20 protein-coding genes and 1 tRNA gene are annotated in these 17,550 nt (G+C 45.6%); 8 read left to right on the top strand and 13 right to left on the bottom strand.

The genetic code is table 11. The annotated features are described in order from the left end of the window. Positions 1-165: 165 nt before the first annotated feature. From hemN to DCO17_RS04160, 3 genes are read right to left on the bottom strand one after another with little or no spacing between them, the layout of a single operon-like run. On the bottom strand, positions 166-1,593 hold the full coding sequence (hemN, locus tag DCO17_RS04170; RefSeq protein ID WP_173955536.1) for an oxygen-independent coproporphyrinogen III oxidase: 1,428 nt from the start codon (positions 1,591-1,593) through the stop codon (positions 166-168). 9 nt (positions 1,594-1,602) lie between these two features. Beyond that, positions 1,603-3,222: an NAD(P)/FAD-dependent oxidoreductase gene (locus DCO17_RS04165; RefSeq protein ID WP_173955535.1), complete on the bottom strand. Its 1,620-nt coding sequence runs from the start codon at positions 3,220-3,222 to the stop codon at positions 1,603-1,605. A gap of 23 nt (positions 3,223-3,245) precedes the next feature. Then, positions 3,246-4,232: a tripartite tricarboxylate transporter substrate binding protein gene (locus DCO17_RS04160; RefSeq protein WP_254598814.1), complete on the bottom strand. Its 987-nt coding sequence runs from the start codon at positions 4,230-4,232 to the stop codon at positions 3,246-3,248. 76 nt (positions 4,233-4,308) lie between these two features. On the opposite strand from DCO17_RS04160, the gene DCO17_RS04155 reads away from it, so the two are divergent. After that, positions 4,309-4,857, top strand: a complete 549-nt coding sequence (locus DCO17_RS04155; protein WP_173955534.1) for a YaeQ family protein — start codon at positions 4,309-4,311, stop codon at positions 4,855-4,857. Between the two features lie 16 nt (positions 4,858-4,873). Continuing rightward, positions 4,874-5,284, top strand: a complete 411-nt coding sequence (locus DCO17_RS04150) for a putative toxin-antitoxin system toxin component, PIN family (protein WP_173955533.1) — start codon at positions 4,874-4,876, stop codon at positions 5,282-5,284. A 28-nt stretch (positions 5,285-5,312) separates the two neighbouring features. Here DCO17_RS04150 and DCO17_RS04145 read toward each other — a convergent pair whose 3' ends face one another. Continuing rightward, on the bottom strand, positions 5,313-6,311 hold the full coding sequence (locus DCO17_RS04145) for an LLM class flavin-dependent oxidoreductase (RefSeq protein ID WP_173955532.1): 999 nt from the start codon (positions 6,309-6,311) through the stop codon (positions 5,313-5,315). A 29-nt stretch (positions 6,312-6,340) separates the two neighbouring features. On the opposite strand from DCO17_RS04145, the gene DCO17_RS04140 reads away from it, so the two are divergent. From DCO17_RS04140 to DCO17_RS04125, 4 genes are read left to right on the top strand one after another with little or no spacing between them, the layout of a single operon-like run. Further along, complete coding sequence (locus tag DCO17_RS04140; protein ID WP_173955531.1) at positions 6,341-6,562, top strand: hypothetical protein; 222 nt, start codon at positions 6,341-6,343, stop codon at positions 6,560-6,562. A gap of 12 nt (positions 6,563-6,574) precedes the next feature. Continuing rightward, the gene (locus tag DCO17_RS04135; protein ID WP_173955530.1) at positions 6,575-6,775 is read left to right on the top strand and encodes a SlyX family protein; all 201 of its coding nucleotides are present in this window, start codon (positions 6,575-6,577) and stop codon (positions 6,773-6,775) included. A 58-nt stretch (positions 6,776-6,833) separates the two neighbouring features. Further along, the gene (locus DCO17_RS04130; protein ID WP_173955529.1) at positions 6,834-7,181 is read left to right on the top strand and encodes a phage holin family protein; all 348 of its coding nucleotides are present in this window, start codon (positions 6,834-6,836) and stop codon (positions 7,179-7,181) included. A gap of 12 nt (positions 7,182-7,193) precedes the next feature. Then, a complete protein-coding gene (locus tag DCO17_RS04125; protein ID WP_173955528.1) occupies positions 7,194-7,535 on the top strand; it encodes a zinc ribbon domain-containing protein YjdM in 342 nt (113 codons plus the stop codon). Positions 7,536-7,549: 14 nt separating this feature from the next. Here the strand turns inward: DCO17_RS04125 and DCO17_RS04120 are convergent, their stop codons facing one another. Beyond that, positions 7,550-7,768, bottom strand: a complete 219-nt coding sequence (locus tag DCO17_RS04120; RefSeq protein WP_173955527.1) for an HP1242/YdcH family protein — start codon at positions 7,766-7,768, stop codon at positions 7,550-7,552. A gap of 225 nt (positions 7,769-7,993) precedes the next feature. Between DCO17_RS04120 and DCO17_RS04115 the strand changes: the two genes are divergently transcribed. Next, positions 7,994-8,830 (top strand): hypothetical protein, encoded by an 837-nt coding sequence (locus DCO17_RS04115; protein WP_173955526.1) that lies wholly within the window; start codon positions 7,994-7,996, stop codon positions 8,828-8,830. A gap of 19 nt (positions 8,831-8,849) precedes the next feature. On the opposite strand, the gene DCO17_RS04110 is transcribed toward DCO17_RS04115, so the two are convergent. From DCO17_RS04110 to DCO17_RS04090, 5 genes are all read right to left on the bottom strand, one after another. Continuing rightward, the gene (locus DCO17_RS04110; protein ID WP_173955525.1) at positions 8,850-9,113 is read right to left on the bottom strand and encodes a hypothetical protein; all 264 of its coding nucleotides are present in this window, start codon (positions 9,111-9,113) and stop codon (positions 8,850-8,852) included. A 29-nt stretch (positions 9,114-9,142) separates the two neighbouring features. After that, positions 9,143-9,232 (bottom strand) — tRNA-Ser (locus DCO17_RS04105). Positions 9,233-9,293: 61 nt separating this feature from the next. Continuing rightward, positions 9,294-10,604: a serine--tRNA ligase gene (gene serS / locus DCO17_RS04100; protein WP_173955524.1), complete on the bottom strand. Its 1,311-nt coding sequence runs from the start codon at positions 10,602-10,604 to the stop codon at positions 9,294-9,296. 47 nt (positions 10,605-10,651) lie between these two features. After that, the gene (gene lolA, locus DCO17_RS04095; RefSeq protein ID WP_173955523.1) at positions 10,652-11,335 is read right to left on the bottom strand and encodes an outer membrane lipoprotein periplasmic chaperone LolA; all 684 of its coding nucleotides are present in this window, start codon (positions 11,333-11,335) and stop codon (positions 10,652-10,654) included. 6 nt (positions 11,336-11,341) lie between these two features. Beyond that, positions 11,342-13,654 carry a DNA translocase FtsK gene (locus DCO17_RS04090; protein ID WP_254598813.1) on the bottom strand — a complete coding sequence of 771 codons (2,313 nt, stop codon included), beginning with the start codon at positions 13,652-13,654 and terminating at the stop codon, positions 11,342-11,344. 39 nt (positions 13,655-13,693) lie between these two features. On the opposite strand from DCO17_RS04090, the gene trxB reads away from it, so the two are divergent. After that, positions 13,694-14,650: a thioredoxin-disulfide reductase gene (trxB, locus tag DCO17_RS04085; protein WP_173955522.1), complete on the top strand. Its 957-nt coding sequence runs from the start codon at positions 13,694-13,696 to the stop codon at positions 14,648-14,650. 62 nt (positions 14,651-14,712) lie between these two features. Here the strand turns inward: trxB and DCO17_RS10475 are convergent, their stop codons facing one another. The 3 genes from DCO17_RS10475 to DCO17_RS04070 form a co-directional block, all read right to left on the bottom strand. Next, the gene (locus DCO17_RS10475) at positions 14,713-15,054 is read right to left on the bottom strand and encodes a helix-turn-helix domain-containing protein (RefSeq protein ID WP_173955521.1); all 342 of its coding nucleotides are present in this window, start codon (positions 15,052-15,054) and stop codon (positions 14,713-14,715) included. Next, complete coding sequence (locus DCO17_RS04075; protein WP_254598812.1) at positions 15,026-15,319, bottom strand: BrnT family toxin; 294 nt, start codon at positions 15,317-15,319, stop codon at positions 15,026-15,028. The genes DCO17_RS10475 and DCO17_RS04075 overlap by 29 nt, the downstream gene beginning before the upstream one ends. A 111-nt stretch (positions 15,320-15,430) precedes the next feature. Next, positions 15,431-17,491, bottom strand: a complete 2,061-nt coding sequence (locus DCO17_RS04070) for a sodium-translocating pyrophosphatase (protein ID WP_173955520.1) — start codon at positions 17,489-17,491, stop codon at positions 15,431-15,433. Between the last annotated feature and the right edge of the window lie 59 nt (positions 17,492-17,550).

Below are 17,550 nucleotides of genomic sequence, written 5' to 3'. Positions count from 1 at the left end.
ATGATTCCTTTTTGTTATCAATTTCGATGCATTCATTTTGAAATTGATACTCTTGGGGGAATTTGACTTAAATCAAATTGGTTGGCGTCGAAAATTTTTTATTGGTTTTAAAGCAACAGTGTTTTGCCCCTTATTTGATCTAGATCAAATTGACTGAGGTTTACCCTAAAGCACTTTGGAGTACGTGCCTTTAGCTTGTGACTCTCTTAGATGACGATCAAATGTCATCGCAACACGCCTTGCTAGTAGGCGGCCTTTAATGGGCACATAAATATCTTCTTCACGCCACTCCAATAGGCCAGCCTTCTCTAGGTCTTTAAGCTCTTCTATCTCTTTTTTGAAATATGTCTGAAAGTCGATCTGGTGTTGGCCTGCAAAGCGCTTTGTATCTAGATTGAACTGGCACATTAACTCGCCGATCAATTCTCGGCGCATTAAATCATCTTGATCTAAGCGCAAACCCCTCAATACTGGAAGATGACCAGAATCTAGCGCAGCGTAATACTCATCCAAAGTGCGCACATTCTGAGAGTAGCAGTCATCTACTTTGCCAATAGAAGAAATTCCAAAAGCCAATAGATCGCACTCGGCTTGTGTGGAATAACCCTGGAAGTTACGGTGCAACTTCCCCTCTCTTTGCGCGATCGCCAATTCATCATCAGGTTTCGCAAAGTGATCCATGCCAATAAATTGATAGCCCGCTTCACCCAACCTCTCGATCGTGTTGGACAGAATATCCAGTTTAGCCGCAGCTGGCGGAAGATCTGCTTCAGCAATACGACGTTGTGGTTTAAAAATATGCGGCAAGTGAGCGTAGTTGTATACCGAGAGGCGATCCGGATTCATCTTCAGCACCGCATCAACAGTTTCTTTAAAAGTCTCTGGGGTTTGCTTGGGCAAGCCATAAATCAAATCAACGCTACGAGATTTAAAGCCATACTTACGAGACCAATCCATTACAGCCTGGGTTTCTTCAATGGTTTGAACGCGATGTACTGCTTCCTGCACCGCTAAATTGAAATCCTGCACACCCAAACTGATGCGGTTAAAGCCAAGATCGGCCAAAAGCTTAATGTCTGCCTCGGACACTCTACGCGGATCGATCTCAATGGAATACTCGCCACCTGGTAATAAGTCAAAGTGCTGCCGAGTATGTTGCATTAACTCAATCATCTCTTCATGAGATAGAAAAGTAGGTGTACCACCACCCCAGTGCAGTTGTGTAATGGGAATTTTTTTATTAACACCCATTGCATCGCAAACCATCGCCATTTCTTTTGCCAGGTACTTGATGTATTTGGCACTACGCCCATGATCTTTAGTGATGATTTTGTTACAACCGCAGTAGTAACAAATGTTGGGGCAAAACGGCAAATGAAAATACAGCGATAAAGGCTCGTTAACGCCTGCTACTCGCTTGAGAGCCCCCAGATAATCTTGCTCTGAGAATTCATTATGAAACCGATCGGCGCTTGGATAGGATGTATAGCGCGGTCCATTGATATCAAATTTCTGGAGCAACTCAGGATGAAACAAGACTTCTTTTTCCTGTGTATTTCCTTTTGTTTGTCCTTGAGGTGCGCTGGAGCTCATGTACGCTTATTAGTGTGTGGATTCTAAATAATCTAGTGCTACTGCTTCTGCTACTTTAATCCCATCGACGCCAGCTGACAAGATTCCACCTGCATAACCAGCACCCTCTCCTGCAGGATATAGGCCTTTGATATTAAGACTCTGGAAATTGGGTCCACGTGTAATACGTAATGGCGAAGAAGTTCTAGTCTCAACCCCAGTCAATACAGCATCCTTCATTGAAAAGCCCTTAATCTGCTTTTCAAAAGCAGGTAAAGCTTCTCGAATGGCTTCGATTGCATATGACGGCAATGCTTGAGCCAAATCCGTTAAATGAACTCCAGGCTTGTAAGATGGAATCACTCTGCCAAACTCAGTTGATGGCCTACCTTCGATAAAGTCCCCCACCAATTGGCCTGGCGCTTCATAGGTTCCACCGCCAAGCTCAAACGCTTTTGATTCAATTTGGCGCTGAAATTCTATTCCCGCTAACGGACCACCTGGATAGTCTTCTGGCGTAATGCCAACTACGATCCCCGCATTAGCATTGCGCTCATTCCGAGAATACTGGCTCATACCATTGGTCACAACGCGATTAGGCTCTGATGTTGCAGCAACCACAGTTCCGCCAGGGCACATACAGAAGCTATAGACAGAGCGTCCATTCTTGGCATGGTGAACTAACTTGTAGTCGGCGGCACCAATTAACTCATTGCCGGCATGAGGACCTAAACGCGCCTTATCAATTAAGGACTGCGGATGCTCAATACGGAATCCTACTGAAAATGGCTTGGCCTCCATAAAGACGCCAGCATCATGCAATGCTTTAAAAGTATCGCGCGCACTATGTCCCAAGGCAAGAACAACATGACTGGCTGGTAAATCTGGATGCCCCTCAATTTTGACGCCAGTGATTTGCTCATTTTTTATATCGAAGCCAATCACTTTTTGTGAAAAGCGGATTTCACCACCCAAATCAATGATTTCTTGGCGAATCTTTTCCACCATACCTACCAAGCGGAAGGTGCCGATATGGGGCTTAGCTACATATTGAATTTCTGGGGGAGCCCCCGCTTTCACGAACTCATTGATGACCTTGCGCCCATAAAACTTTGGGTCTTTAATTTGACTATAGAGCTTGCCATCAGAAAAGGTTCCTGCGCCGCCTTCACCAAACTGCACATTGGACTCAGGGTTCAATATCTTTTTGCGCCATAAGCCCCAAGTATCTTGAGTGCGTTCACGAACTTGCTTGCCACGCTCAAGCACGATCGGCTTAAAACCCATCTGGGCCAACAACAAAGCAGCAAATATTCCGCATGGGCCAAACCCAATTACTACAGGGCGCAATACTTCACCCGAATTAATAGATGCTGGCGCTTTTGCTACGAAGTGATAGCTAGTGTCTGGCGATGGGCGGATATGAGCATCGTTTGCCAATTTCTTTAATACAGACTCTTCGCTCTTCACCGAAACATCGACGGTATAAATAAAAGCAAGCGAGACATTCTTGCGGGCGTCATAACTGCGCTTGAAGATTTCAAATGAAATTAATTCTTTTGCGGTAATACCAAGACGCTTTAATATTGCCTCCTCCAATGATTCAGGAGCGTGATCGATTGGTAAGCGCAGTTCGGTAATTCGAATCATGTGACTTAATTCAGCCTATTTGCTTATTCAGGCTTTGCGCCTGATGCTTTAACAACTTTTGCCATACGAACATAGTCTCCAACCAATAGCTGATTTAATTCACTGGGAGTCAAACGACCAATCTCAATTCCCTGGCGCTTCATGCGCTCAATAATTTCAGGTTGTTTCAATATCCTGCTCATTTGCGCCTGTACTTTATTAACAACCTCTTGTGGAGTCCCTGCTGGCGCGAGCAATCCAAACCAACTATCAAAAACATAGCCCTTCACAGTATTGCCAATGGGCGGAACACCTGGTACGAATGGCGAAGGCTTCTCTGAAGAGACTCCAAGAAACCGAATGCGCGGGTCATTTGCAAATGGCAAAGCGGCCACATTCGCTGCAATCACTGCTTGAGCACGACCTGCTAATAATTCAGTAATTGCATCGCCAGTTCCTTTGGTGGGAATATGCACCAACTGAATACCAGCCATACTGTCAAAGTAAGCCATCGCCAAGTGCGAGGCACTGCCATTGCCAGCGCTTGCATAGTTGTATTGGCCTGGGTTTGCTTTTGCAAGAGCAATAAACTCTGCCACCGACTTTGCAGGAAACTCTGCATTTATCATCATGATGTAACTGCTAGTACCAATATAGGCTACACCAGTGAAGTCTTTAATAGGATCAAAACTCAACTTAGTAAAAAGACTACCGTTGATATTGTGACTCGCTGCAGCCAACAAGAATGTATATCCGTCAGGGTTTGATTTGGCAACGATTCCTGTTCCAACGGTACCGCCTGCCCCTGCTTTGTTTTCCACAACTACGGCTTCGCCCAAGGCGGCACCAAGCTCATTGGAAAAAGATCGGGCAAGAGCATCCTGAACACTACCCGGCGAAAAAGGAACGATGATTTTGATTGGCTTAGTTGGCCAAGCTTCAGCAGAATTCGCTGCTGAACTAAATAAAGCAGATACACCAAACAAGAATGTCGCTACTAGGCGAACTCCTAGAGTCATGCTGGTGATCATATGGGCTCCAAAGCTGAGAAATTCCTAAAATGATACGGCAATATGGGGTTCGTCCATTTAAAGGCGATAATGCCCCATGGCTCTACGCGCAACTATCCATAAAGCCGACCTTCACGTCGCAGATTCAGACCGCCACTACTACGGCAGTCATTCCCTCACCATTGCAAAACATCCATCTGAAACTGATGAGCGGATGATGATCAGAATCATCGCTTTCGCACTGCAAGCCCATGAAGATTTGGTTTTCACTAAAGGCTTAAGTGATACCGATGAACCAGACCTTTGGATCAAGGACCTCACTGATCAAATCAAACTCTGGATTGAGGTTGGCCAGCCTGATGAACGTCGCATCCTGAAGGCTTGCGGTCGCGCAGATCAGGTCATTGTGTATTGCTATGGCGGTCAAACCAGCAAAATTTGGTGGGACGGCATTGCGAATAAATTAACGCGCGCTCGCAATCTTCAAGTAATTGCCATTCCAGCAGAACAGTCGCAAGAACTCAATAAGCTAGTAGAACGTAGCATGGTGTTACACGTAAACATTCAGGATGGTGAAGTCTATGTATCCTCGGATCAAGGTCAAATGACAATTACCCCAGAAATATGGCGTAGTCAGCAGGATTAATTTTTAAACTGATTTGATGAAGACCGTTATTTTTGACACCAATGTGTTGCTAGATATATTTGTCTTTAATGACTTTCGAGCAATTCACATCAAGGCTGCTTTAGTAGATAAGCAATTAAAAGTTTTAGCCACACCCAAAACGATTGAGGAATTCGCGGATGTTATCTCTAGACCTCTCTTCTCTTTGAATCAATCTACTCAAGAGCAAATACTTAATGAATGGCGCAATTTAGCCACCATCATCCAGGATGATTCGCTTAATAATGCACCTTGGCAATGCCAAGATCCTGATGATCAGGTCTTCTTAAATCTTGCTTACACCTCAAAGCCTTGTTTATTGCTCAGTAAGGACAATGAACTTCTGAAGCTAGCCAAGAAAGCAGCATTAGAAGACGTAGTCATTAGCGCCGATTACAACGCCATCTAATTGAATCCTGAGTATTAGCAGGGAATCACTAAAGGCTTTGAGCCGCTTGAGCCGCAATCTCAAATGATTTGAGACGTGCCTTGTGATCAAAAATTTGCCCTGTGAAAAGAATCTCATTGGCACCCGTACGATCCAGCCATGTACGCATCCCCTCCCGAATGGTATCTAGCGAACCTACCAACGAGCATTGCAAGGTATGGGCCGCAGCCGCTTGCTCATGGGGATCACAAAAATCATCTAAATTCTCAATAGGTGGCGGCAGTTGGCCTCGAGTGTTACGACGCATGCGCACGACATTCTGCTGCAAGGTTGTAAATAGATATTGTGCCTCTTCATCTGTATCGGCTGCAACAACATTCATCACAAATCCAGAATACGGCTTTGCCAATTGCTCTGAAGGTTTAAATAAGTCTCGATAAATCGACATTGCCTCCAATAAATGATCTGGCGCAAAGTGCGATGCGAATGCATAAGGCAAGCCAAAATGCGCGGCTAGCTGGGCACCATAGAGACTGGATCCTAAAATCCAAATGGGTACATGGGTGTTTGCTCCTGGAATTGCTTTTACAGACTGCCCATCTTGGATAGGGCCGAAGTAGTGCTGTAACTCACGAACATCTTGAGGAAAGCGATCATCGCTTCCCAATAGATCACGGCGCAATGCCCTCGCAGTCATTTGATCTGTACCAGGCGCCCTACCCAACCCCAATTCAATTCTCCCAGGGTATAGAGATTCGAGTGTGCCAAATTGCTCCGCAATCACTAAAGGCGCGTGGTTAGGCAGCATCACCCCGCCAGAACCCACTTTAATCTTGGTAGTGCCACTAGCGATATGGCCAACCAATACAGCCGTGGCTGAACTGGCGTTACCAGTCATATTGTGGTGCTCGGCCACCCAATAGCGCGAATAGCCCCACTGCTCTGCATGCTGCGCTACGTCCAAGGAATTGCGCAAAGCATCGGCCGCGGTAAATCCTTGGGGAATAGGAGATATATCTAGAATAGAGTACGGAACAGAATTTGCCATCACCAAATCATACCGAGAAAGTGCGTTTTATGAGTAAACCCAAAATGGCCGATCCAGACGATGGAATCTTTAAGCCTGGCGCTAAGCTGCGACACATAAAGACTGGTGGTTTTTATAAAGTTCTTTTGCTAGCCAACGTGGAAGCTACCCTCGAGCCGGCTTACGTCTATGAATCCATGCAATCCCATGATTTTTGGATTAGGCCTAAAACGGAAATGGAAGATGGTCGCTTTGAACTTATCACTGAATAATGAAGGCAAGACATGACCGACGATCGAATTACCAATCTCGAAATCAAACTAAGCTTTACCGAAGATCTCATTGAAAAACTAAATGAGACGGTCTACAAACAGCAGCAACAAATTGAATTTCTCTATAGAGAGCTAAAAGCCATTAAAGAACAGGCTAGCGCTAGCGGCTCAGGTGGCGGCAGCCTTAAAGATGAAATTCCGCCGCATTATTAATGCGGCTGATACCATATCGTTAAAAATTTATTAATAACCATTATCAAAGGAGTCCAGTATGGGCAACCTGACACTGTTTTTAGTTCAATGGGGTCTAACATCCCTCTCTCTATGGGTAGCGAGCTATATTTTTAGTGGCCTGAAGTTTGCTGATGGTGGCTCTCTATTAATTGCAGCCTTACTCTTGGGTTTTGCCAATGCGGTAGTGAAGCCTTTGCTCATCCTACTTACACTCCCATTAACGATTGTGACAATTGGGTTGTTCCTATTGGTAGTTAATGCATTGGTATTGATGCTGGTATCTGCGTTGGTTAGCGGATTTACGATTTCTAGCTTCTGGACCGCTTTCTTCGCAAGCATCTTTATTTCCATCTTCAGCCTATTCGTAAGTGGCCTCATTTTTTAATTAACCCAATCCATGAATACAGATAACCTTCCAAAGTGCCCCGCTTGTCAAGAGGACATGACCTACCCCGATGGCGATAACTATATTTGCGCTCAGTGTGGACATGAATGGCCTATGACGGCAGTCGAGGAAGAAGAAATCGGCTTAGTCGTCAAAGATGCCAATGGCAACTTACTAGCCGATGGAGATACCGTGACACTGATCAAGGACCTCAAAGTAAAGGGCTCTTCAACCACCCTTAAGGTTGGCACCAAGATTAAGGGCATTCGATTGGTCTCGGGAGACCATGAGGTGGATTGCAAAACAGAAGCAGGCAATATGCTACTAAAAGCCTGCTTCCTAAAGAAGGCTTAAGCCCCTCTAAATCACTAGGCGGCGCTAGCCTTCTTGAGTACTGCGTAGATCTGATCCTTCAATAGAAGCTTTTCTTTCTTAAGAGTCTCAATTTCTTCTGGAGTACTCGGCTCATTATGGTCTTCCATACGAAGAATCTTGGCATCTAGGTTGTTGTGCTTATCAAATAAATGAGAAAAGTGGCGGTCGGTGGTTTTAAGCTTGGTAATTAATTCACGATATTCCGGAAACATAGAATCTCCCATTTAAAAGTAACGAAATAAAAATGCATTGAGCATTTACTACCCTACTCAAGACACTTTTAGTGTATCAACCTCAACCCCGAAGAACAATACACAAAAATAATATTTTTATTAATCTTAAGGTCATTCATATCGCGTGATTAATTTGCGGTAGTATTAATAAGTTGATACTACTAAATACACACTTTAATAACCAAAGCATAAGGGCAACATATCATGGCCACAAAGAAGACGGCAACAAAAAAGAAAGTGGCTAGCAAAGCGGTGAAAAAGACTCCCGCCAAGAAAGTTACTAAAAAGACAGTTGCTAAAAAACCAGTAAAGAAGCCAGCAGCTAAGAAACCTACAGTTAAGAAAGTAGCAAGCAAGAAAACTGTTGCAAAGAAAATTGCCGCTAAAAAACCGGCAGCAAAAAAGGCGGCGGCAAAAACAAGCAAGAAGACCACCAACAAATCACCTAAAGTAGATCAATATGGTCTAGAGAAGGATGATGAGTTTTATGGTCTTTACTTTGCTAAATCCACCAAAAAGGGATTGGTTGAAGTGAAGCCCTGCACCTTCTCGCTCATGTATTGGTGGAAAGGTTTGCTTGGCTATCCTGACATGATCGAGATTTCCAAGAATAGCAATACCGCCATGTTGCAGTTTGAATCCACTTTTGGTGGTGGCGACTCTGGCGAAACCGAGCTGACTGAACAGGACGTACTGGATATCGATCACATCATCGAAGTAGATGAAGAAGAAATGCTGATATCACTTTACTCTTATGTTCCGATTCCAATCCCCAGCAAGGTATTGGGTGCTATTGAGCTTTCTGTTCTGAATATCAACCCTGAAACTCGTTATGGCAACCTAGAAATCTGCACTACCGAGAATGAAGAAGGTGAAACGGAGCACTTCTTGCGCTACCGTGCTGCAACTTACTTGCGGGGAATCAAATCTGGCAAGGTGGAAGCCATTGAAAACATGGTCACCAATGGCTCTGAATTCTTTGGGCTTGCCTTAGATGCGATGTGCGTTAATAAATCCATCAAAAAGTGGCTTTTAAGTTAACCCACTAGCTCAACAAAACCTATCTACACAGATAGTTGTACGTCATCGGAAAGCGGTCATTGACCGTTTTCCGACTATCAATAATCGTTACATTGCGTTTACCTAATTTCTTGCACTCCGCAAGTGCAACGTCTTGAGCCTCTTCCTCTTTTGCATCCTTGGGTGCATGCACACCAATGGTTCCATCCGATTGCTGATACACACCAAATCGACTTGGTGGCGTTGAGCAGGCGCCAATAGCGACCGCAATCAGAATAAAAAGAATGTAACGAAAGAAATTCATAGTGAATTCCTAAATTGGAATTAAAAATATGGCGGAGAGGGAGGGATTCGAACCCTCGGTACTATTGCTAGTACGCCTGATTTCGAGTCAGGTACATTCGACCACTCTGCCACCTCTCCGAACCGACAGCAAATTATAGCTTTGGGATGGTTTTTCAGCGGTAGAGGTAGCCTACTCAACTTAAGCCGGCTTAAGAACTTCCAGGCCACCTAAGTAAGGCTGCAATGCTTTCGGGATTGCAATGCTGCCGTCTACTTGTTGCTTATTCTCAATCAGCGCAACCAATGCCCTACCAACAGCCAATCCTGAACCGTTGAGGGTATGAACTAATTCTGGCTTACCTTGCCCTGCTTTAAATCTAGCTTGCATGCGGCGCGCCTGGAAATCACCCATGCTTGAACAAGAACTAATCTCTCTGTAAGCATTTTGTGATGGCACCCACACTTCTAAGTCATAAGTCTTAGTGCTACCAAAACCCATATCACCAGTACATAACAAAACTTTGCGGTATGGCAACTCAAGAAGCTCTAAGATTCGTTCAGCATGACCAGTTAGATCCTCAAGTGCCCGCATAGAATCTTCTGGTTTGGTGATTTGTACTAACTCAACTTTGTCAAATTGATGCTGACGAATCATGCCGCGCACATCACGGCCATAGCTGCCAGCTTCAGAACGGAAACAAGGTGTATGGGCAACGAACTTTAAAGGGAGCGTATCCGCATTCACAATCTCATCACGCACAAGATTGGTTACGGGCACTTCTGCGGTAGGAATGAGGTAAAAGTTTTCAGTTTTAGTTTCGCCATCTCCGCTCTCACCACCCATTTGACGAGGAACCTTGAAGAGATCCTCTTCAAACTTTGGCAATTGACCGGTACCGCGCATAGATGCAGCGTTGACCATGTAAGGCGCATAGACCTCTTGATAGCCATGATTGCTTGCATGTGTATCAATCATGAATTGCGCTAGAGCGCGATGCAATCTAGCAATAGGTCCTTTGAGCACAACAAAGCGTGAACCGCTAATCTTCGCCGCCACTTCGAAATCCAATCCTAGCGGGCCTCCAAGATCAACGTGATCCTTAATCTCGAAATCAAAAATTGGTTGCTCACCCCAACGCTTGATTTCTTTATTTTCGGTTTCATCTTTACCGGTTGGAACAGACTCGTCTGGTAGATTTGGAATGCCCATTAAGAAGTCTGATATCTCTGCTTGCAATATAGCTAAACGTGCGGCACCAGATTCCATATCCACATTGACTTGAGAAACCTCAGCCATTTCGGCAGAAGCATCTTCGCCTTTGCCCTTTTTCATACCAATTGCTTTGGATAGCTGATTGCGTTTTGCCTGCAGCTCTTCGGTGCGAGTTTGCAAAGATTTGCGCTCAGCTTCAAGGGTGTTGAATTTCTCAATATCCAACTGGAATTTACGCGTAGCTAAACGCGCCTGCACTGCGGCGATATCTTTACGAAGTAGTTGCGGATCAATCATGTAACACTCAATGAATAGGGGTTAATCTGTTATGGACTATTTAGACTCTAGTTTAAGCGCAAGACTTCGGCTCCCGCAGGAGGCGTGAAATTAAAGCGATGAGCCGGCAGATTGACGTTTAGTTGAATCTTATCCAGAGTCACCAACACCACGCTGCCTAAGCCGTCTACTAGCTCCAAAGCCTTTGGTAGGCCGTTGCTCATACCAATCGATATCTTTGTGTAAGGCAGATCATTTTTATTCTTGGCGCCAGGATCTTTTTTGGGTGCTAATGCAACCCATTTCATTCCCAAACGCTCTTCACCATCAATTAAATCGAAATGCTGGTCAAGAGAGGTCTCACCAAACAATATTGCGGCTGGTGTTGCAGCTAAAGCCTGACCTGCAGGACGAATGGTTGCTTGATTTAAATCTTTATCCCATAAGACCAATTGACTTCCATTGGTAATGAGTTTTTGCTCGTAAGGCTTTTGTGTTTCCCAAACAAAACGACCCGGTCTTTGAAAAACAAAATGGCCTTGGGTTTGGCGTACCACCTTCAGACCTTTATCTTGTGGCTCATTGGCCTTAGGTGCTCGTAACTGCTGCTGTACAAAGTCACCCTCGGCAGTTTTGGAATTACGAACAAATTGACGCAACTGTTCAGAGCCTGTTTCGCCTTCTGCCAGTACTGAGTTAGACAGAGCAATACACGCAATACCAATGAACACCGCAGACCAGAATTTTTGCAAAGGGAATTACTCCGAAGGGCGATGAAGAATCTCGCGATTACCGCCATTACCCATCTTAGAAACGAGGCCCGCCTTTTCCATATCCTCTAAGAGGCGTGCCGCACGGTTGTAACCAATACGGAGATGACGTTGCACCAAAGAAATCGATGGGCGCTTGTTTTCTAGAACAATAGCAACCGCTTGATCATAAAGCGGGTCAGCTTCGCCGCCGCTCTCACCGGTTAGCGCGTCAATATTAGACTCGTCGGCACCTTCGAGAACGCCATCAATATAGTTGGCCTCACCCTTCTCTTTGAGCCACTCAACCACACGATGCACTTCATCATCAGATACAAAGGCGCCATGCACACGAACTGGCAATCCAGTGCCTGGTGCCATGTACAACATATCACCCATACCCAAGAGCGTTTCTGCACCCTGCTGATCCAAAATTGTGCGGCTATCAATCTTGCTGCTGACTTGGAATGAAATACGAGTTGGTACGTTGGCTTTAATCAAACCAGTAATCACATCAACGCTTGGACGTTGTGTAGCCAGCACCAAGTGAATACCAGCGGCACGAGCCTTTTGAGCAATACGGGCAATCAACTCTTCAATCTTCTTGCCAGAGACCATCATCAGGTCAGCCAACTCGTCGATCACAATCACGATGACTGGCGCCTTATAGATAGGTTCTGGATCTTCCGGGGTTAAGCTAAATGGATTAGTAAGCTTCTCACCCTTCTCTTCGGCTTCAGCAATCTTCTTATTAAAGCCTGCAAGGTTACGTACGCCAAACTTACTCATGAGCTTGTAGCGACGCTCCATCTCATTCACGGCCCAGTTGAGCGCGTTATATGCCTGCTTCATATCCGTTACTACTGGGCAAAGCAAATGCGGAATCTTGTCGTAGATCGCCATCTCTAACATCTTGGGGTCAATCATGATGAGACGTACTTCATCAGGCTTAGCCTTAAAGAGGAGGGACAAAATCATGGCATTGATACCAACAGATTTACCAGCACCAGTAGTACCAGCAACTAAGCAGTGCGGCATCTTCGCCAAGTCAGCAACCATTGGACTACCAGAAATATCTTTACCTAAAGCAAGCGTCAATAAAGAATGGTTGTCGTTGTAGACCTGCGAAGTCAAAATCTCAGATAAGTACACAGACTGACGTGTTGGATTTGGCAACTCCAAGGCCATGCAAGTTTTACCGGGAATTGTTTCCACCACGCGCATACTGACAACGCCTAAGGAGCGAGCCAAGTCACGGGATAGATTCACAATCTGACTACCCTTAACACCTACCGCTGGATCAATCTCATAGCGAGTCACCACAGGACCAGGGTAAGCAGCAATAACAGTTACCTGCACATTGAATTCAGCTAACTTACGCTCAATCAAGCGCGAAGTGAATTCCAATACATCTGCGGAGATAGTTTCCTTAGCTTCCGGAACCGGATCTAGCAATGCTAGCGGCGGCAGTTCTGAATCGGGGATATCCACAAATAGTGGCTGCTGCTTTTCGCGCTCCACTCGCGCACTCTTTGGAATTTCTACTGGTGCACGCACAATCTGAACCGGTGTTGCAACTTCAACACGCCCACGAATTTCTTCAACAAACTCTTCGCGCTCTTCAGCGGCAACTTCACCGAGCTTGCGATCTTCCTCGCTATCGCGACGCTCACGAATGCGGTGATAAGAAACTTCCAAGAAGCGCCCTACTTTTTCAGCGACATCGAGCCATGAGAAATGCAAGAAGAGTGAAAGGCCTGCACATAAACCAAACAGCAAAACTAAAGTAGCGCCAGTAAATCCTAGAGACATTTGCATCGGGTCGCCAATTAACTCACCCAAAATGCCGCCAGGTGGTCGCGGCAACTCCCAAGTCAAAGAATGCAAACGAATAGATTCAAGGCCCATACTGCAAACCAAAGTCAGAGCAAAGCCCAACCAACGCGTCAACAAAGAATCTGGTTTTGCGTCTGGGTCGACTGGCAAAGGGATGCTCCAAAGCTCTCGCCAACCCTGAAGGACGCGACGCCCAAACAGAACTACCCACCAAAAAGCGGATATTCCGAAGATATAGAGCATTAAATCGGCTAAATAAGCACCAAAACGACCGCCCAGATTCTTAGGGGCCTCAAAACTAGCATGTGACCAGGCGGGGTCTGCCTTAGAGTAAGTAAGAAGGATGGCAAATAGACCCAAACAGAGGCCCAGGGTGATAAACCAACGGACCTCCAAGAGGAGGCGGGGCATTCTGCCCTGCCCATCGCCGCTGGGGGGCTGGGGGGTCGTTTGGGTCTTAGACTTTGGGTATACGGTTCTCGCCATGTTCTACCGATTGTAAACAAGCAATTCTATAATTTGGGTATGACTACAAATACCCCAAAACACTACAAAGTTCTCATCCTCGGATCCGGTCCTGCAGGCTATACAGCTGCGGTTTATGCCGCCCGAGCCAATCTCAAGCCCACCCTCATTACCGGCCTAGCTCAAGGAGGTCAATTAATGACCACTACTGACGTTGAAAACTGGCCCGCAGACCCTAATGGGGTACAAGGTCCAGAGTTGATGGATCGCTTTTTAAAGCATGCTGAGCATTTCAACACCGAAATCATTTTTGACCATATTCATACGGCTGCTCTCAAAGAGAAGCCAATTCGCCTCGTTGGTGACGCTGGAACCTATACCTGTGATGCGTTAATTATTTGCACTGGCGCTTCTGCTCAATACATTGGCTTACCAAGCGAGGAAGCATTCATGGGTCGCGGTGTATCTGGCTGCGCAACTTGTGATGGCTTCTTCTATCGCAATCAAGATGTCTGCGTTGTGGGTGGTGGCAATACCGCCGTTGAAGAAGCGCTCTACCTCACCGGCATTGCCAGGAAAGTAACTGTCATTCATCGTCGCGACAAATTCCGCGCCGAGCCAATCCTCAATGATCGCTTAATGGCAAAAGTTGCTGAAGGAAAAGTGGAATTGAAATTGAATTCCACTCTTGATGAGGTTCTTGGCGATGAAAAAGGCGTAACTGGTGTGCGCATCAAAAAACAAGATGGCAGCACTGAAGATATCGCCGTTACTGGCGCCTTTATTGCTATTGGCCACAAGCCTAATACCGAACTATTCGTTGGTCAATTGGATATGAACAACGGCTACCTCAAGACCCACTCAGGATTAGAGGGCAACGCTACTGCTACCAACATCCCCGGTGTGTTTGCGGCTGGGGACGTACAAGATCATATCTATCGTCAAGCGATCACGAGCGCTGGCACAGGTTGCATGGCTGCCCTAGATGCACAACGTTATCTAGAGTCACTTTCTTAAAAAGCAATTCTGTTGTGCAATAAAAAACGCCTAGCAATGCTGGGCGTTTTTGTTTTAGCTGATTAAATACCCAGTGCCAACAGTGCGACTTCTGGTGCACGATCAAGTATTTTTAGCAATGCTTTAGCGGCACCCGTGGGACATCTCTTGCCTTGTTCCCAATTTCGAATTGTCTCCAAGGAAACCTCTATTCGATTTGAAAATTCTTGCTGTGACAAACCTATGCGCTCACGAACTCGTTTTGCATATTTCGCAGCGTCTTGCATTGCTTCAGCATCATCCTCCTGTTGATGTAATTTAATAAGACGCTCAGTAGTCGCTTCCACCAATTTTTTATTGATGAAACCTTTAGGGAAACTTTTGGGATTATTTAAATCAACGCTGACTCGAACTATTTTTTTCATATCGCTTGACCTCCATACCATTTGCCCTTCTAGCCGAAATGATTCGGATAGCTTTATCCCTTCTAGTAAACACAACAACGTAAACCTTGCCCTCTACGATACCTAGAGCTCTGAATCGTTCCTCACCATAATCCCAACGCTGATCATGCTCCACAAGCAAAGTAGGATCTACAAAAATTGCTATTACATATGCAAAATCAAAATTTCGAGAGTTCCGGCAAGCATTACTTTTGGCCAGATCCCATTCAAAATCCATTAACGCCATAGTAGTTCATTGAACTACTCCATGTCAATAGATCAAATAAAAAAACGCCTAGCATTGCTAGGCGTTTTTGTTTGTTACAACTATTTCAGTTGCGCATTGCTTAATGCGTGCTTAACGTGTAATTACTGGTAGCAATGGAACGATGAGCAAGGCAACAATGTTGATGATCTTAATCAATGGGTTCACTGCTGGACCAGCGGTATCTTTGTAGGGGTCGCCTACAGTATCGCCAGTAACAGCCGCTTTGTGCGCCTCGGAACCTTTGCCACCGAAATTACCTTCTTCGATATATTTCTTAGCATTATCCCAAGCGCCACCACCAGTACACATCGAGATCGCAACGAATAAACCGGTCACGATGGTACCCATCAATAGGCCACCCAATGCAGCAGGTCCTAATAAGAGACCAACAACGATTGGAGCAACTACTGGCAATAAGGAAGGAACGATCATTTCCTTAATGGCAGCTGAGGTGAGCATATCCACGGCCTTGCCATACTCAGGCTTTGCAGTGCCAGACATGATGCCTGGGATATCACGGAACTGACGACGCACTTCCTCAACCACAGCACCTGCGCAACGGCCAACCGCTTCCATCGCCATCGCACCAAACAAGTAAGGAATCATGCCGCCAATAAAGAGACCAATAATCACCATATGATTGGATAGATCAAAGGACACTTGCTGACCAATACCCTCTAATGCATGGGTGTAATCTGCGAAGAGCACTAATGAAGCTAAACCAGCAGAACCAATCGCGTAACCTTTGGTAACCGCTTTGGTTGTATTACCAACAGCATCCAATGGGTCTGTAATATCACGAACGGCTTGTGGCAATCCAGCCATTTCTGCAATACCACCAGCGTTATCAGTAATTGGGCCGTACGCATCAAGCGCAACCACAATACCTGCCATGGACAACATGGATGTAGCGGCTACTGCAATACCGTACAAACCAGCTAACCAGTAAGCGGCAAAAATCGCTGCACAAACAAATAACACTGGATAAGCAGTCGACTTCATCGAAATACCCAAGCCAGCAATAATGTTTGTGCCGTGACCTTTAGTGGATGCTTCAGCAATGTGTTGCACTGGCTTAAATTGAGTGCCTGTGTAGTACTCGGTAATCCATACCAATGCTGCGGTCAACAAGAGGCCTACGACAGTTGAGCCAAACAAGCGCCACTGGCTACCTGGAATACCCAGAGCATCATCAGGCATCACAAAGTTCGTCACAAAGTAGAAAGCAACTAATGACAAACCGCCAGCAATGATCAAACCTTTGTACAGTGCTGGCATCACATTCTTCATACCAGGACTTGCTTTAACAAAAGAGCAGCCAACGATGGAAGCAATGATCGATACACCACCAAGAACGAGTGGGTAAATGATTGCTGCCACTGGCGCACCAGAGACCATCAAAGATCCCAGGACCATTGTGGCAATCAGTGTCACTGCATAAGTTTCAAATAAGTCGGCAGCCATACCTGCGCAATCACCAACGTTATCACCAACGTTATCGGCAATCACTGCTGGGTTGCGTGGATCATCCTCTGGAATACCTGCTTCAACTTTACCAACCAAGTCGGCACCTACGTCAGCACCTTTAGTGAAGATGCCGCCACCCAAACGGGCGAAGATAGAAATGAGAGAAGATCCAAAAGCCAAACCAATTAATGGATGCAAGACAGAAGAAAGGTCTTGTCCAGCGCCAATTGAAACTAAGAACATAAAGAATAGGCCAACACCTAGGAGCCCGAGACCTACCACTAGCATGCCAGTAATAGCGCCACCTTTAAATGCGACATTAAGCGCTTCATTCATTCCCTTGGTTGCGGCTTCAGCAGTGCGCACATTAGCGCGTACTGAAACGTTCATGCCGATAAAACCACATGCACCGGAAAGAACTGCACCGACTACAAAGCCGATTGCGGTTGCAAGATCCAAAAAGAGCGCCATCAAAATAGTGAGGACTATTCCCACAATGGCAATCGTTTTATATTGACGCGATAAATAAGCTGCCGCGCCCTGCTGAATCGCCTCTGCAATTTCTTGCATTTTGGCGTTGCCCGTACTTTGCTTCAAAATCCAGCTGCGCATCACAAAACCGTAAATCACGGCTAGGACACCGCATGCCAAGGCAAAATACAAGCCTAAAGTGACATTAGTCATGCTTGAACTCCCTAAAGTTAGTCTTTATTGTTTTGTATCTACTAGCGCTTAGGTCGACC

Origin of the sequence: Polynucleobacter tropicus (assembly GCF_013307225.1) — a bacterium.
GTDB lineage: Bacteria > Pseudomonadota > Gammaproteobacteria > Burkholderiales > Burkholderiaceae > Polynucleobacter > Polynucleobacter tropicus.
Note: the sequence above shows the minus strand (reverse complement) of the source record. Positions and strands in the feature narration are given on the sequence as shown.

Coding starts and splice junctions, on each gene's coding strand:
- hemN (WP_173955536.1), bottom strand. CDS start 1,593: ATGAGCTCCAGCGCACCTCAAGGACAAACAAAAGGAAATACACAGGAA.
- DCO17_RS04165 (WP_173955535.1), bottom strand. CDS start 3,222: ATGATTCGAATTACCGAACTGCGCTTACCAATCGATCACGCTCCTGAA.
- DCO17_RS04160 (WP_254598814.1), bottom strand. CDS start 4,232: ATGATCACCAGCATGACTCTAGGAGTTCGCCTAGTAGCGACATTCTTG.
- DCO17_RS04155 (WP_173955534.1), top strand. CDS start 4,309: ATGGCTCTACGCGCAACTATCCATAAAGCCGACCTTCACGTCGCAGAT.
- DCO17_RS04150 (WP_173955533.1), top strand. CDS start 4,874: ATGAAGACCGTTATTTTTGACACCAATGTGTTGCTAGATATATTTGTC.
- DCO17_RS04145 (WP_173955532.1), bottom strand. CDS start 6,311: ATGGCAAATTCTGTTCCGTACTCTATTCTAGATATATCTCCTATTCCC.
- DCO17_RS04140 (WP_173955531.1), top strand. CDS start 6,341: ATGAGTAAACCCAAAATGGCCGATCCAGACGATGGAATCTTTAAGCCT.
- DCO17_RS04135 (WP_173955530.1), top strand. CDS start 6,575: ATGACCGACGATCGAATTACCAATCTCGAAATCAAACTAAGCTTTACC.
- DCO17_RS04130 (WP_173955529.1), top strand. CDS start 6,834: ATGGGCAACCTGACACTGTTTTTAGTTCAATGGGGTCTAACATCCCTC.
- DCO17_RS04125 (WP_173955528.1), top strand. CDS start 7,194: ATGAATACAGATAACCTTCCAAAGTGCCCCGCTTGTCAAGAGGACATG.
- DCO17_RS04120 (WP_173955527.1), bottom strand. CDS start 7,768: ATGTTTCCGGAATATCGTGAATTAATTACCAAGCTTAAAACCACCGAC.
- DCO17_RS04115 (WP_173955526.1), top strand. CDS start 7,994: ATGGCCACAAAGAAGACGGCAACAAAAAAGAAAGTGGCTAGCAAAGCG.
- DCO17_RS04110 (WP_173955525.1), bottom strand. CDS start 9,113: ATGAATTTCTTTCGTTACATTCTTTTTATTCTGATTGCGGTCGCTATT.
- serS (WP_173955524.1), bottom strand. CDS start 10,604: ATGATTGATCCGCAACTACTTCGTAAAGATATCGCCGCAGTGCAGGCG.
- DCO17_RS04090 (WP_254598813.1), bottom strand. CDS start 13,654: ATGGCGAGAACCGTATACCCAAAGTCTAAGACCCAAACGACCCCCCAG.
- trxB (WP_173955522.1), top strand. CDS start 13,694: ATGACTACAAATACCCCAAAACACTACAAAGTTCTCATCCTCGGATCC.
- DCO17_RS10475 (WP_173955521.1), bottom strand. CDS start 15,054: ATGAAAAAAATAGTTCGAGTCAGCGTTGATTTAAATAATCCCAAAAGT.
- DCO17_RS04075 (WP_254598812.1), bottom strand. CDS start 15,319: ATGGCGTTAATGGATTTTGAATGGGATCTGGCCAAAAGTAATGCTTGC.
- DCO17_RS04070 (WP_173955520.1), bottom strand. CDS start 17,491: ATGACTAATGTCACTTTAGGCTTGTATTTTGCCTTGGCATGCGGTGTC.